This is a genomic window from Desulfolithobacter sp., from assembly GCF_054025815.1.
Window position 1 is genome coordinate 1 of the sequence record NZ_JBPMMS010000030.1, and the last position, 13,640, is coordinate 13,640.

Annotated in this window: 14 protein-coding genes; 3 read left to right on the top strand and 11 right to left on the bottom strand. The window is 57.9% G+C overall.

Features of this window, described 5'->3' with window-relative positions:
- Positions 1–47: 47 nt before the first annotated feature.
- From ACXJJY_RS07545 to glmS, 6 genes are all read right to left on the bottom strand, one after another.
- Positions 48–887, bottom strand: a complete 840-nt coding sequence (locus tag ACXJJY_RS07545) for an LpxI family protein (protein WP_456386552.1) — start codon at positions 885–887, stop codon at positions 48–50.
- A gap of 10 nt (positions 888–897) precedes the next feature.
- Positions 898–1,695, bottom strand: a complete 798-nt coding sequence (lpxA, locus tag ACXJJY_RS07550; protein ID WP_456386554.1) for an acyl-ACP--UDP-N-acetylglucosamine O-acyltransferase — start codon at positions 1,693–1,695, stop codon at positions 898–900.
- Between the two features lie 70 nt (positions 1,696–1,765).
- The gene (gene fabZ, locus ACXJJY_RS07555; protein ID WP_456386556.1) at positions 1,766–2,224 is read right to left on the bottom strand and encodes a 3-hydroxyacyl-ACP dehydratase FabZ; all 459 of its coding nucleotides are present in this window, start codon (positions 2,222–2,224) and stop codon (positions 1,766–1,768) included.
- A 51-nt stretch (positions 2,225–2,275) separates the two neighbouring features.
- Positions 2,276–3,334 carry a UDP-3-O-(3-hydroxymyristoyl)glucosamine N-acyltransferase gene (gene lpxD, locus ACXJJY_RS07560; RefSeq protein ID WP_456386558.1) on the bottom strand — a complete coding sequence of 353 codons (1,059 nt, stop codon included), beginning with the start codon at positions 3,332–3,334 and terminating at the stop codon, positions 2,276–2,278.
- A gap of 59 nt (positions 3,335–3,393) precedes the next feature.
- Entirely contained in the window at positions 3,394–4,563 is a 1,170-nt protein-coding gene (locus ACXJJY_RS07565) for an exo-beta-N-acetylmuramidase NamZ family protein (protein WP_456386559.1), read from the bottom strand.
- A 150-nt stretch (positions 4,564–4,713) separates the two neighbouring features.
- Positions 4,714–6,552 (bottom strand): glutamine--fructose-6-phosphate transaminase (isomerizing), encoded by a 1,839-nt coding sequence (gene glmS, locus ACXJJY_RS07570; protein ID WP_456386561.1) that lies wholly within the window; start codon positions 6,550–6,552, stop codon positions 4,714–4,716.
- A 402-nt stretch (positions 6,553–6,954) separates the two neighbouring features.
- Between glmS and pyrE the strand changes: the two genes are divergently transcribed.
- From pyrE to ACXJJY_RS07585, 3 genes are read left to right on the top strand one after another with little or no spacing between them, the layout of a single operon-like run.
- Positions 6,955–7,509 carry an orotate phosphoribosyltransferase gene (gene pyrE, locus ACXJJY_RS07575; RefSeq protein WP_456386563.1) on the top strand — a complete coding sequence of 185 codons (555 nt, stop codon included), beginning with the start codon at positions 6,955–6,957 and terminating at the stop codon, positions 7,507–7,509.
- A 4-nt stretch (positions 7,510–7,513) separates the two neighbouring features.
- Complete coding sequence (locus ACXJJY_RS07580; RefSeq protein ID WP_456386565.1) at positions 7,514–7,684, top strand: dual CXXC motif small (seleno)protein; 171 nt, start codon at positions 7,514–7,516, stop codon at positions 7,682–7,684.
- Positions 7,685–7,688: 4 nt separating this feature from the next.
- On the top strand, positions 7,689–8,156 hold the full coding sequence (locus ACXJJY_RS07585) for a PilZ domain-containing protein (protein WP_456386567.1): 468 nt from the start codon (positions 7,689–7,691) through the stop codon (positions 8,154–8,156).
- 21 nt (positions 8,157–8,177) lie between these two features.
- On the opposite strand, the gene hflX is transcribed toward ACXJJY_RS07585, so the two are convergent.
- The 5 genes from hflX to ACXJJY_RS07610 form a co-directional block, all read right to left on the bottom strand.
- Complete coding sequence (gene hflX, locus ACXJJY_RS07590; protein ID WP_456386569.1) at positions 8,178–9,797, bottom strand: GTPase HflX; 1,620 nt, start codon at positions 9,795–9,797, stop codon at positions 8,178–8,180.
- An 87-nt stretch (positions 9,798–9,884) separates the two neighbouring features.
- Complete coding sequence (gene asnS / locus ACXJJY_RS07595) at positions 9,885–11,261, bottom strand: asparagine--tRNA ligase (protein WP_456386571.1); 1,377 nt, start codon at positions 11,259–11,261, stop codon at positions 9,885–9,887.
- 11 nt (positions 11,262–11,272) lie between these two features.
- The gene (locus ACXJJY_RS07600) at positions 11,273–12,160 is read right to left on the bottom strand and encodes a damage-control phosphatase ARMT1 family protein (protein WP_456386642.1); all 888 of its coding nucleotides are present in this window, start codon (positions 12,158–12,160) and stop codon (positions 11,273–11,275) included.
- A gap of 62 nt (positions 12,161–12,222) precedes the next feature.
- The gene (locus ACXJJY_RS07605) at positions 12,223–12,978 is read right to left on the bottom strand and encodes a tRNA lysidine(34) synthetase (RefSeq protein ID WP_456386644.1); all 756 of its coding nucleotides are present in this window, start codon (positions 12,976–12,978) and stop codon (positions 12,223–12,225) included.
- Positions 12,979–12,984: 6 nt separating this feature from the next.
- Positions 12,985–13,635, bottom strand: a complete 651-nt coding sequence (locus tag ACXJJY_RS07610) for a hypothetical protein (RefSeq protein ID WP_456386646.1) — start codon at positions 13,633–13,635, stop codon at positions 12,985–12,987.
- Between the last annotated feature and the right edge of the window lie 5 nt (positions 13,636–13,640).

Below are 13,640 nucleotides of genomic sequence, written 5' to 3' on the forward strand. Positions count from 1 at the left end.
CTGATAGGAAAAAGAGGCGAGTAGAACGAAGCAGGAACAGGGAAGGCTCAGGACCTGGATCCAGGATACCCCAGGTCCTCATCGGTCAGGCCCACCACCACCAGCCCGGCCCGGTCGGCGGCCCGGATCATCTCTCCCCGGTCAAAAACCAGGGACTGGCCGGCCTCCACGGCCAGCACCGCCCCCCGGACCGCAGCCAGGCTTTCGATGGTCCCAAGCCCGGTGGCAGGGAGGTCAAAACGGAAGTCCTGACCCGGCTTTTTCAACTTCACCACCACGGCACCACTGCCGGCCAGTTCCCCGCCCCGACGAATGGTGGCGTCAGTGCCCTCGATGGCTTCCACGGCCAACACGGTCCGGTCCCGCACAACCACACACTGGCCTATATCAAGCCGGCCCATATCCCGGGCTATACTCCAGCCGAAACGAATATCATCCATCTGTTCACTGGTGGGTTTTTTCCGGCTCAAAACGCCGCGGGGAAAGAAGAGATGCTTGAGATAACAGGTGGAGGGCAGGACCTCGATCCCTTCGTCCTCCAGGGCCCCGGCCACAGCACGGAGAATGGCATCATCCTGGTGGCGATCAATCTTTTTCCAAAGGGCCAGTCCCTTCACGTCCGGAAGAACGTCCCTGAAAATACGGGTCTTGGTGATGGTTCCGCAAAAAACTGTCTGCCGGACCTGTTCCCGATGAAAACACTTGAGAATCCGACCAAATTGCCCCAGCTTGACCCAGTAAAGGGTATGGACCTCTGTTTCAAGACCAGGATCTGTTTCCCCCCGGTGGGCGATGGCCACCACCCTCCTTCCCGCCTCCCGGGCAGCCCGGGCAAAGAGGAGAGGAAACTGACCGCCGCCGGCAATGAGCCCGATGGGTCCATCCATGACTGTAAACTCAATCCTCGGTGGTTCGTTTGACCACCCCTCGCTTGCTGGACTGGAAGAATTCCACCAGATTGCGCACCTCAGGACAGTCCGGAATTTCTTCCAGAGTCTTGACCAGGGCATCCTTGAGCAGCAGCTGCGGAGTACGGAAGATGATCTTGAAAGCGTGATCCAGTTTGGAAATTGTTTCGCGGCTCATTCCGTGCCGTCTCAGACCGATCTTGTTGATACCGGCAATACGCATCTGGTTCCGGGTCCCGGTAAGGATAATATAGGGCGGCACATCGAGGCTGATCCCCGACAACCCGCCCACATAGGTATAGGCTCCAATCCGGCAGAACTGGTGGACGGCCACAAGGCCGCCGAGACTGACATGATCATCAAGCTGTACATGACCGGCCAGGGTGGCCACATTGGCCATGATCACGTGATTACCGATGATACAGTCATGGGCGATATGGGTATAGGCCATGAACATGTTGGCATTGCCGATTACGGTTTGGCCGTTGCCGGAGACGGTCCCCCGGTGGATAGAGACATATTCGCGGATCTGATTGTCATCACCGATGATGAGCTCTGTGGGTTCACCCTTGTAATGCATGTCCTGGGGCGGGCCACCCACCGAAGAAAAGGAACCGATCTTGTTCCGGGCGCCGATGGTGGTGGGGCCGGAGACCACCGCATGGGGCTCCACCACGGTTTCCGGACCGATACGGACCTTGCCGTCGATAACCGCATAGGCACCGATGGTGGCTGTAGAGTCTATTTCCGCCTCGTTATCGATAACGGCTGTGGGATGTATGGGCATATATATGTGTACTTGTAAAATTAATAGCTGAAGCCGGAGCAACGGATCGTCCTCCCGCCAGAGTGGCCTGTCAGGCGAAGGTGGCCATGAGCTGTGCCTCGGTGGCAAGCTGACCGTCGACGTAGGCCATGCCGGACATCTTGCTGAGCTTGGTCTTGTGGCGGATCAGTTCCAGCTTGTAAATCAACTGATCCCCGGGACGGACCATCCGCCGGAACCGTACCTTGTCCAGGCCGGCGAAATAGACCAGCTTGTCACCAACGGTATCCGGGGTGGACAGATAGGCCAGGAGTGCTCCGGCCTGGGCCATACCTTCCAGGATCAGCACCCCTGGCATCACCGGCTCACCGGGGAAATGGCCCTGGAAAAAGGGCTCGTTCATAGTCACGTTTTTCAGCACAGTGATCGACCTGCCCGGCTCCATTTCCAGTACCCTGTCTACCAGAATAAAAGGATAGCGATGCGGCAGAAGATCGAGTATCCCCTTGATATCTATAGGTATGGTGTGTTCTGCTGTTTCCTGCGCCATGCGACCCACTCCTCTTTGTTTTTCCTGTATCAAGCCGCGGCCAGCGGCCGCTTAGTCGTCCTGGTCTCTGGCCTGCAGCAGATCAGAAAGGTGCGAGATCTCTTTTTTAAGCCGCCGGATCTCCCTGTGCATCTCGGGCAGCCGCATGAAGGCGGTGGCGGCCCGGCCCCATTTACGGATATCAAAGGCCGGGGCCCCTCCCAGGACAGCGCCGTTTTCCTGACTGTTATGCACCCCGGACATGGCCGCGGTCATGACCCCGTCTCCCAGGTGTATATGCCCAGCCACAGCGGTCTTTCCGCCCAGGACCACATTACGTCCCAGGGTGGTTGAACCGGCGATGCCCACCTGGGAAACAAGTATGGAATTCTCGCCCACGTCCACATTATGGGCCACTTGGACCAGATTATCGATTTTGACCCCGCACCGAATCCGGGTCTCGCCAAACGCTGCCCGGTCTATGCAGGTATTGGCGCCGATTTCCACGTCATCGTCAATGCGCACAATACCAACCTGGGGTCTCTTCACATGCTCGCCGGTGGTTTGGTCAGTGGCAAAGCCAAAGCCGTCACTGCCGATCACCGCCCCTGGATGGATAATAACCCGCCGGCCGATCACACATCCGGCGCAGACAGTGACATTGGGATAAAGGACAGTTCCTTCGCCGATGGTTACCCCGTCACCGAGCACCACTCCGGGGTGGATTTCCACCTCCCGGCCGATACGCACCCGATCTCCGATACTGACCAGGGGATGGATCGAGACACAGGGATCGATGGTGCAGTCCCTGCCAACCTGGACCGATGAATGTATCCCGGTGGCCGTAAAGGGGTGCTGAAGAAAAAAATTATGGATAATGGCCGCGGCAAGATCCGGATTGTCCACCTGGATGGCGGGCCGATCCACCCCGGCCAGGTCCCGGGGTATGATGAAGGCCCCTGCCCGGCTCTGGACCAGATCGTCCTTTTTCTTCGCGCTGGTGATAAAGGTGAGCTCATCCTCCCGGGCCCATTCCAGGCCATTGAAACCACGAATCCTGATGGTGGGGTCACCGATCACCTCACCCTGAACCAGCTTTGCGAGTTCCTGCACTGTATATGTCTTTTCCATCTCCTAATCCCTTTGCCCGCCGCCAGCCGCAAACCAAGCGGAGCATAGCGTATTTCCACTTAGTCGTAAAGAAAAACAGCGCGGCGCAGCGACTCGAACCGGTCCAGATCCGGTTGCCACGCCTGTTCCAGTTCCAGGACATCCGCCCCGGATTCCAGGGCCAGCCGCACCTGCTGGTCGCCGAGGATCAGATCCATGGGCATTCGCTCGAATTCATATTCATAGGGCGGCTCCTTATAGGAAAACTCGTCCGGATGAAGACGCAGTACTACCCCGAGCAGGGCCAGGCTGAGGCGATAGGTCCGAAAAGCGTGGGGGTCGGTGACATGGATCTGAAAACCTCTGCAGGGTCTGCCGGCCCATTTGCCCGAAGTGGGCTCAAAGACAACAGGCCGAAGGACACAGCCTGCCAGATGGCGGGGGTCCAGGAGCGATTTGATCGCATCCTGATCAAAAAAAGGGGCGCCAAAAAGCTCAAACGGGAGAGTCGTACCACGCCCCTCGGAAATATTGCTCCCCTCCCAGATCACCTGTCCGGGATAGACCAGGGCGGTTTGAGGGGAAGGCATGTTGGGAGAAGGATACACCCAGGGAAAACCGGTATCGTGAAAAAACATTGTCCTCTGCCAGCCCTGCATGGGAACCACCTCAACCTCAGCCCCGATATCCATCTCCCGGTTCAGCAACAGGGCCAGCTCGCCCAGGGTCAGGCCATGACGCATGGGTATGGGATGCAGCCCGACAAAGGAACTCCACTGCGGACGGAGCAGGTTCCCTTCCACCAGGTGCCCGCTGACAGGATTTGGCCGGTCGAGGATCAGAACCGCTGTTCCGGTTTCAGCTGCTGTCTGCAGGCAGTAGATTACGGTCCAGATAAAGGTATAGACCCGGGTTCCCACATCGATGAGATCCACCAGCAGGACATCAAAGGATTCGAACATCTCCGCATCGGGCTTTCGTTTATCACCATAGAGCGAATAGACCGGCAGCCCGGTCAAGGAGTCGATTATATGTTCTGACTCGATCATGTTGTCCTGCTTTTCACTGTAAAAGCCGTGCTGGGGCGAAAAGAGACAGGAGAGCTGACCGGGAAAGGCCTGACTGACAAGCTCGCGACTGTGGACAAAGTTACGGTCTGTCGAGGCCTGGTTACAGAGCAGGGCCAGCCGCCGTCCCCGGAGAAAGTCCGGCGGCCGAGAGACGACTTCTTCGATACCGATACGAATCATGGCTGGCTCCTGGCTCCTGGAAGTGAACGGAAAACGGGCGGTTCCCAGAAAACCGGGGCGAACGGCCGGAGGAGACCTGCCCAGGCTGTGAACCTTCTGATATCAAACCCGGTCCATAAAAAAATTACCGCCATGGTTTCCGGTGGCATGTTATTCGACGGTCACGCTCTTGGCAAGGTTCCGGGGCTGATCCACGTCGCAGCCGCGGCGGTTGGCGATCTCATAGGCCAGGAGCTGGGCCGGAATGGTGTAGAGCAGCGGATTGAGGTCATCATGGACCCGAGGCAGGTAGAGTACATCATCGGTGAGGGTGGCCAGATGCTCATCCCCCCGGGTTCCGATCAGCACCAGCCTCCCTTGTCGGGCCTTGATCTCCTCCACATTGGAGATGGACTTCTGGTAGACCCCATCCTGTGGCACCAGGGCCATAACCGGCATGTCCTTGTCGATCAGGGCGATAGGCCCATGCTTGAGCTCACCCGAGGCATACCCCTCGGCATGGATATAGGAGATCTCCTTGAGCTTGAGCGCTCCTTCCAGGGCAATGGGAAAGTTGAGACCCCGGCCGACGAAAAGAAAGTCGCGGCTGTCATAATACCGCTCTATGAGTTCCTGGATCTGTGAGCGGATGGTGGGCAATTCCTCCTCAATCACGCCGGCAATGCCCACCAGGGCATGGCCCAGTTCGCGCAGAATCCCAGGCTCAATGGTCTCCCGGACCTTACCGAGATAGAGGGTCAACAAAAACAGGGCCGCCAGCTGACTGGTGAAGGCCTTGGTGGAGGCCACTCCTATTTCCGGCCCGGCATGGGTATAGATCACTCCGTCCGCCTCCCGGGTCATGGTGGAACCGACCACGTTACAGATGGTCAGAATCCGTGAACCGAGCTGGCTGGCCAGACGGATGCCGGCCAGGGTATCGGCGGTCTCCCCGGACTGGGAAATAGCGATGGTCAGCACCCGGTCGTTCAACAGCAGGGTCCGGTAGCGGAACTCCGAGGCGATATCCACCTCCACCGGCACCCCGACCCATTTTTCGATCCAGTACTTGGCCACCAGGGCCGCATGCCAGGAGGTCCCGCAGGCCACCAGGGCGATGCGCTCGACACTGCGGATAGTCTCGTCATCCAGGCCGATTTCGGGCAGGTCGACCTGGCCGGAGTCCGGGATGATCCGCCCCTTGACGGTGTTCAAGATAGCCTCGGGCTGCTCGAAGATCTCCTTGAGCATGAAATGCTTGAAGCCGGCCTTTTCCGCCATGGAGGCATTCCAGTCGATGGTCGAAATCTTTTTGTCAAGCACCTCCTCACCATCAATCCGGGTGATGGTGTAACGCCCGGGCTCGAGCACTGCCAGTTCCTGGTCGTCAAGAAAGATGACCTGCCGGGTATAAGGCAGCAGGGCCGGGATATCCGAGGCGATATAACAGGCCTCTTCATCTACCCCAAGAACCAGGGGGCTGTGGTTGCGGGCGGCGATCAGTTTCTGCGGTTCCCGGGCCCAAAGTACCCCCAGGGCATACGATCCCTCCACCCGGGCCAGGGCCTGACGGACCGCTGCCACCAGGTCGTCTTCCAGATACTCTTCGATCAGATGAGCCAGGACCTCGGTGTCGGTTTCAGAGGAAAACTCATGGCCATTTGCCCGCAGTTCCTCTTTCAGAGCCCCGTAGTTCTCGATGATACCGTTATGGACCACAACCAGCTCACCGGTGCAGTCGGTGTGGGGATGGGCATTATCCCTGGTCGGGGCGCCATGAGTTGCCCAGCGAGTATGGCCAAGACCAGTGCGGCTCGCCACCCCGATGTTTTCGTCCACTGCCTCTTCCAGATTGGACAATTTGCCCCGGGCCCGGTACCGGACCAGCTCGCCCTCGTAGTGATACACCAGCCCTGCCGAATCATAGCCACGGTATTCCAGCCGTCGCAGTCCTTCAATCAATACGGGAACAACTCTCCTGGTACCGACATAGCCCACAATACCACACATAAAAAGCTCCTTTTAGATGACAAAAACCAACTGAAGCCAGCCTCTCTGTCCGACGTCCTGCCGGCCGGAAACAGAGGCCTGTACTATAATATATGTTACAATTTGGTCCGGGAGGGACACCGGAAAGCTGCGCATCGAGGACACTCTGCAACAGAAGGACCACTTTGCATGCGTACTCTCATGGTAGCATAGAGAAAAAATGAAAAACACCGAAAAGTGCGGTTTTTCACATAATTTTAGCTGCTCACTCCGATTAGGGCCGGGGACAGATGCGCGAGTTCTTCCCTGCTGCCGGGACGTGCACAGGTGGCCGGAAAAAAAACCGTTTGCACCGCAGCCCAAACCAGGTATTTTGTGATCCTGTCAACCAAAAACCGCCCCCATCCAACAGGAATCACACCCATGAATGAAAGGCAACGCCTCAAAGAACTGCTGCTTGAAAAATCGTACCGGAAAGGGACCTTCACCCTGACCTCCGGCAAGACATCCGACTTCTATGTGGACGGCAAACAGACCACCCTTGATGCCGAGGGGGCCTATCTCTGCGGCAGACTGCTTTTTGAAATGATCAGGAATCATCCGGAAAAAATAACCGGCGTGGGCGGCATGACCCTGGGTGCCGATCCCCTGGTCACCGCCGTATCCCTGGTCAGCTACCTGGAAAAAGAGCCGATCCCCGCCTTTATCGTCCGCAAGGAGGCCAAGGGACACGGGACCGGAAATTTCATCGAGGGCAAGAACAACCTTGTTCCCGGGGAAACAGTGGCCCTGGTGGAAGATGTGGTCACCACCGGCGGGACCTTGCTCAAGGTCATCGAGCGGGTGGAAAACGAGGGATTCAAGGTCGCCCTTGTGGCCACGGTTGTCGACCGGGAAGAGGGTGGAGCCGAAGCGCTTGCCAAACAGGGCTATCCCCTGAAGGCCATCTTTACCCGTTCCGAACTCATGGGGAAATAAGATCATGCAATGCAAAAAATGCCAGGGAAAACTGGAAGTAAGCCGACGCTGCCGTCAGGTTCGACTCAAGTGCAGCCGCTGCGGCCATGAATACCAGATCCATGAACTGGCCTCGGAGCTCGACCGGGAAACAGAAGAGATCCTGGAGCGCTATACGTGTATCATCTACGACTGAACCCATGATCTCTGTCAAGACGTTCGTCCGCCACGACAACATCGCCACCATTATCTGCCCCGCCTGCAAAACAGCCAAAAAGGTCGCCGTGGGCAGGTACCTGAACAAAAAACACTTCCTGAACGTCAAGTGCCGCTGCGGACAGGTTTTCACCGTCCACCTGGATTTCCGGAGCCATTACCGCAAACAGATCCGGTTGCCCGGGACCTATACCATCATCAGGCCACCGGCCGGCGGGGGCGGAGTGGTGCACATAAAAAATATCTCCCGCTCCGGAATCGGCTTTACGGTTTCAGGCCTGCACAACATCGAAAAGGACCAGATCCTCCTGCTTGAGTTTCACCTCAACGACAAGAAACAGACCAAGTTGAAAAAAGAAGCCGTGGTCCGCTCGGTACGGGGCAATGACATCGGCTGCGAATTCCTTGACAAAGAAGTGGAAAAGGAGCTTGGTTTTTTTCTCCAGCCCTGAAATTCTCTCAAAGCAGAGCCCTCACCCGCCCAGTTCCCGCTGCAGCACGGCCTGGGCCTGGACGAAAAATTCCCGCAGTGTCGACCGGTCAAGGGCACTGATCGCAACACCTTCCATCCGTTCCACCTGTGCGCGGGTCTGGGGGTCGAGCAGATCCATCTTGTTGTAGATCCTGAGCAGCGGAATACGGTCCAGATCGAGCCGGTGCAGCAGTTGCTCAACCACCTCAGCCTGTTCCCGCCAGGCCGGATTGGCCGCATCGATCACATGGACCAGGAGGTTGGCCTCAAAGAGTTCTTCCAGGGTCGACTCAAAGGCCTTGAGCAATTCGGCAGGCAGATTGCGGATAAAGCCCACGGTGTCGGTGATGACCACCTCCATGTCCCTTGGGAAACGCAACCGTCGACTGGTGGGATCCAGGGTGGCAAAAAGCATGTCCTCGGCCTGGATATCGCTGCGGGTCAGGGTATTGAGCAATGTGGATTTGCCGGCATTGGTGTATCCGACAAGAGAAATGACCGGCACATCGCGCTTCCGCCGTCGGTTGCGCCGGTGAAACCGCTCCTGACCCACCTTTTTAAGTTCTCTGGCCAGTCGGGCAATCCGGTCGTTGATCCGCCGGCGATCTATCTCCAGCCGGGTCTCTCCCGGTCCCCGGGCGCCAATGCCGCCGGTCAGCCGGGACAAGGCGTCATCGCGGGTGGACAGCCTGGGCAGCATGTACTTGAGCTGGGCCATCTCGATCTGCAGTTTGCCCTCCCTGGAACGGGCCCGACTGGCGAAGATGTCAAGGATGAGCTGGGTTCGGTCGATGACCCGCAGATCGGTGTGATCGGTCACCGATCGGATCTGCGACGGACTGAGCTCCTGGTCGAAGATAAGCAGGTTAGCCCCGAGACGCAGCGACAACAGCATGATTTCCATGAGCTTGCCCCGACCGAGGATGAAACGTGGATGAATCTTGCGTCGTCGCTGGATGACCTGATCCAGGACCACCACCCCGGCCGCCCGGGCAAGCTCCCTGAGCTCGGCCATGGAGTCGTCGGCTCCGGCCCGTGAGCCGGTGGTCACGCTGACCAGGATAGCCCGGTCCTGGCCCTGATCCACCTCGCGCACTGGCCGGCCCCGAACGAATTCATCTTCCAGCGCCTCAATAAGATCGCGACAGGACAGGGTCTGACGGGCCGGATGGACCGGATCCAGCAGAATCCAATCACGGCCCGCCACCGGTACCGGGGCCAGATGGGCGGTATGCAGCAGCTCGGGCAGGCCACCTTCCATGGTCAGGACCGAGACCAGGTCCAGCCGGAGACAGGCCATGTCCATGATATCTTCATCGATGATTCCGGAACCGAAACTGGTATGGACCAGACGCAGGCCCCGAAGCCGACCGCCGGCAGTCCGTACATGGCTGAGCACTGGGATGACGATCCGGTCGTAATCACCGACGATCACCGACTCCACCTGGCCGGAGCGGTGGATGAGCAGACCGATCTGCCGGTTCAGTTCCGTGGACAGAGCCGCCACACTGCGGGCCAGATCCCGGCCGATTATCTCATCGGGATCGACCCGTTTCTGAGCAAGTCGCTCAAGGGCCCGGAGCTGCCTGGTTTTCAATCCTGCCCTATTGCCCGTAATCACGCTGCTCTGTCCTCAAAAAAATATATCCCGGCCCACCAAAAACTGGGCGGTATTCATCAAAAAAGTCACCTATACGACGATACTCGCTCAGCACGGGGCATTGCCCGGTGTCCTGGGAAAGGGAATCACGTCCCGGATATTGGCCATGCCGGTGACAAACTGGACCAAGCGCTCAAACCCCAGACCAAAACCTGAATGGGGCACCGAGCCGTAGCGACGCAGGTCCAGATACCAGCTGTACTCATCCAGGTCCAGGCCGGCTTCACGCATCCTCGGCTCCAGGACCTCAAGCCGCTCCTCCCGCTGGCTGCCGCCCACAAGCTCACCGATCCCGGGCAGCAGGATATCCATGGCCGCCACGGTTTTTTCATCATCGGCCACCCGCATGTAAAACGGCTTGATCTCCTTGGGATAGTCGGTGACAATCACTGGCCGACCGGCCAGCTCTTCACACAGCCATCGTTCATGCTCGGACTGCAGATCCATACCCCAGGACACGGGAAAAGCAAATTCGTGTCCGGATTTTTTCAGTGCTTCCACAGCCTCGCTGTAGGTTATACGGGCAAAAGTGCCGGCAACCACATTTTCAAGGCGCTTGCACAACCCCCTGGCAACAAACCGGTCAAAAAGTGCAATGTCCTCACTGCATCTGTTCTGCACATACTCAACCAGGTACTGTATAAGGGATTCGGCCAGGTCCATGTTACAGCCGAGGTCGCAAAACGCCATCTCCGGCTCCAGCATCCAGAACTCGGCCAGATGACGGGAAGTATTAGAGTTTTCGGCGCGGAACGTGGGACCGAAAGTGTACACCCGCCCCAGGGCCAGGGCATAAATCTCAGCCTGAAGCTGACCACTCACAGTCAACCCGGCATGACGACCGAAGAAATCATTTTTCCAGGGATCACTTCCTGCCAGTTCTCCTGGTTCCAGGGCGGTGACAGTGAACATCTCTCCAGCCCCTTCGCAATCCGAGGTAGTGATAATCGGGGTGTTGACCAGGAAGAAACCCCGATCATGGAAAAAACGATGAATGGCAAAGCAAAGCTCGCTGCGGACCCGGGCCACGCTGGCCAGGGCATTGGTCCGCGGCCGCAGGTGGGCGATTGAACGGAGAAACTCAAAAGAATGACGTTTTTTCTGGAGCGGATAGCTGCCGGGATCCGCCCAGCCGATAACCGTCACCTCGCCAGCCCGCAGCTCCACTTCCTGGCCCTTGGCCGGAGATTCCACCAGCTCTCCCTGGACCCGAACAGCGCAACCGGTCCCCAGTTTTTTGACCTCTTTATCAAAGTTTGGCAGGGACGATTCGGCAACAACCTGGAGATTGGTCAGACAGGAACCGTCATTTATTTCCAGAAAACACAGCGCCCCGGAATCACGCCGGGTCCGCACCCATCCATCAACCTCCAGTGTCCTGCCCACCTGGTTCGGATCGAGAATATCTTTTATCCGCTCTTTCATGTTGCCTCGTTTCAGTTCTGCTTCTGCATCATAACCACCATCTCGCCCTTTCCTTTCACACTGCCGGGTGCCAGCGACATCCGGTTGCGAATATCTTCCGCCACCACCTGGCACTTGACGGTGAAAAGAAAAAACAGGGGCGCGACCACATCGGAAAGCGTTTCATAATTGCCCATCCCCTTGCTGATAATGAGGTCAGCCCGGTGAAAAAGCTTCCTGAACTCAGGGCTGCAACGCGCAAGAGGAGTCCCCGGACAGACAACTCCACTGGTTATCACCGGGCAGAGACCATCCAGCCCGCAGGCCCTGATATCATCCATGGTGGCGTCGTTAATGATAGCCCCCTCCCGCACCACCAGTGTCACCCGGCAGTTGCGACGTAAAAGCTCTTCCACCAGCAGGCCGTCGAATACTATTTCCCCAGCATTATCTGCCAGGTAAAGCACTTCAGGTCTTCTGTCAAGAGCAGCCACAAGAGCGGGTGTCGAATCCAGGAGAAAGGGCGTCTCCAGGCAGGAGGCCATAGTGGCATCGACGTCGAAACTGTGCTGGGCCGCATAGTCTATGATATTGCCGCCGATTGCGAAACGAACTGCGGCCAGCAGCGGATCCGGCGCAGCGCGGATTCGTTCCCGGACAGTATCACGCATGGCCAGAGCAAGCTCGTTACCCTGGACCTTGAGCTCGGCAAACGGGTCCTCGACCCCGGTCAGCCTGGCAATCATCTGATAGAGATCCACGGCATTTTCCGGCGGCGTCAGGCCGAACTCAACCCTGGAAAGAAGGGCACCGGCCTCGTTGACCACCCGCCGCTGGAGCAGAGAATCAATGGTGGAAAGCCTGACGGTTGTCAGGGCCTGGCGCATAAAACAGACAAGGCAGTCCAGAGTGGTATCCATGGTGACGACAGTATCGTGTGAATATTCAAGAAATTTGCAGGGTCACGAACAGTACCTGCAGCCTAACGGTGCAGCAGATACTCATGTCGGACATTGGCAAGAGCGGCAAAGATGTGTTCCCTGGACCCGGGGATTTGCTCGTAGATGGACTCCAGAACATCTCTGACGTCGCGGCGCCGGGTCTGTTCCGACAGGGGACAGGAGGAAGGGACCGGGACGACCCCAACAGCCGCTCCGATCTTTCGTATCTCGGCCTTTTCAATCCCGGCCAGAGGCCGGATAATGGTCAAACGGCCCTCAAAAAGCTCCTGCCTGGGCTTCATGGTGCTGATATTGCCGGCACTGGTCAGGTTGATAAAAAAGGTTTCTATGAGATCATCCTGGTGATGGCCCAGAGCCAGCTTGTTACAACCTGTCTTCCTGGCCGTGTCAAAGAGTTGCCGTCTGCGGTTACTGGAGCAATGAAAACAAATGTCCTTGCGCTGGTTTTCCCGCAATGGAGTGTCCTCCGGCAGGGAAGGCTTCCAGATTGAGGGAATCACCTGGCAGGCCAGGCCGATTTTCTCCAACTCCATGGCCACGTCCCGGGCAGCCTTTCCAGGCCGGCCATCGACACTTTCCGTATCGATATGCACCGGATGAAGGGTAAAATCAATGGGGGCTTTGGCCCGCCAGTGCAGCAGCAGCCAGGATAGTACCAGAGAGTCGATCCCCCCGGAAACAGCAACCAGAACCCGGTCTCCATGGGCAAGCATGTTCCACCGGTGCATGGTCTGGCCAATACGCCGGTTGATGGCTCGACTGAGAGGACTTTTCATGCTCGCTTACCGGGCCGGAACCAGGTAGGAGCAGCCGGAAAACTTTTCCCGCAATCCCTCACGCAGCAGTTCCCCGGCTGTCACCCAGGTGAAGCCACGCTGCCTGGCCTTGCCGAAGGCAAAAATATTCTCTGCCACAGACTGCTGGACCTCGTCAAAGGTTCCCCGACAAAGCACCTCCCCACTGTCAACCCCGACCAGCCGGTAGCTGAAAGCCACCGACGCCGGCTGTTGCACCGCATACTCTCCACCGACCCGCTCCTGGTAACGCTCCAGAAAAACTTCAAGCACCGCATTGCAGCCAAACCGCTTGCCTGCCTCACTGACCAGGGCCTGTTCCCCGGCTTCCAGGCCTTCTCCCAGGCCGGCGAGCTGGTGTCCGGAAACAAACCGCACATCACAGCATCCGGCAAGATGTTCACGCAACAACTGGTCAAGCACCGATACCCCCCGGGCCATTTCCGCAGCCGCCTCCGGAGACATATCTTTATCAGGACTCTGCGGCTTCCGGGCCGGAAGCACGGTGATACAGCGGATCTGGTAGTCGGAGACAAGTGTATCACCGCCTGTGGGCACACTCTTGGGAGCCCCGCAACCAGCGAGTACCAAAATCAGAGCAAGCAGGGCTACAACCAGCAGCGAAAAACCAGATTTCATATGTA

Coding starts and splice junctions, on each gene's coding strand:
- ACXJJY_RS07545 (WP_456386552.1), bottom strand. CDS start 887: ATGGATGGACCCATCGGGCTCATTGCCGGCGGCGGTCAGTTTCCTCTC.
- lpxA (WP_456386554.1), bottom strand. CDS start 1,695: ATGCCCATACATCCCACAGCCGTTATCGATAACGAGGCGGAAATAGAC.
- fabZ (WP_456386556.1), bottom strand. CDS start 2,224: ATGGCGCAGGAAACAGCAGAACACACCATACCTATAGATATCAAGGGG.
- lpxD (WP_456386558.1), bottom strand. CDS start 3,334: ATGGAAAAGACATATACAGTGCAGGAACTCGCAAAGCTGGTTCAGGGT.
- ACXJJY_RS07565 (WP_456386559.1), bottom strand. CDS start 4,563: ATGATTCGTATCGGTATCGAAGAAGTCGTCTCTCGGCCGCCGGACTTT.
- glmS (WP_456386561.1), bottom strand. CDS start 6,552: ATGTGTGGTATTGTGGGCTATGTCGGTACCAGGAGAGTTGTTCCCGTA.
- pyrE (WP_456386563.1), top strand. CDS start 6,955: ATGAATGAAAGGCAACGCCTCAAAGAACTGCTGCTTGAAAAATCGTAC.
- ACXJJY_RS07580 (WP_456386565.1), top strand. CDS start 7,514: ATGCAATGCAAAAAATGCCAGGGAAAACTGGAAGTAAGCCGACGCTGC.
- ACXJJY_RS07585 (WP_456386567.1), top strand. CDS start 7,689: ATGATCTCTGTCAAGACGTTCGTCCGCCACGACAACATCGCCACCATT.
- asnS (WP_456386571.1), bottom strand. CDS start 11,261: ATGAAAGAGCGGATAAAAGATATTCTCGATCCGAACCAGGTGGGCAGG.
- ACXJJY_RS07600 (WP_456386642.1), bottom strand. CDS start 12,160: ATGGATACCACTCTGGACTGCCTTGTCTGTTTTATGCGCCAGGCCCTG.
- ACXJJY_RS07605 (WP_456386644.1), bottom strand. CDS start 12,978: ATGAAAAGTCCTCTCAGTCGAGCCATCAACCGGCGTATTGGCCAGACC.
- ACXJJY_RS07610 (WP_456386646.1), bottom strand. CDS start 13,635: ATGAAATCTGGTTTTTCGCTGCTGGTTGTAGCCCTGCTTGCTCTGATT.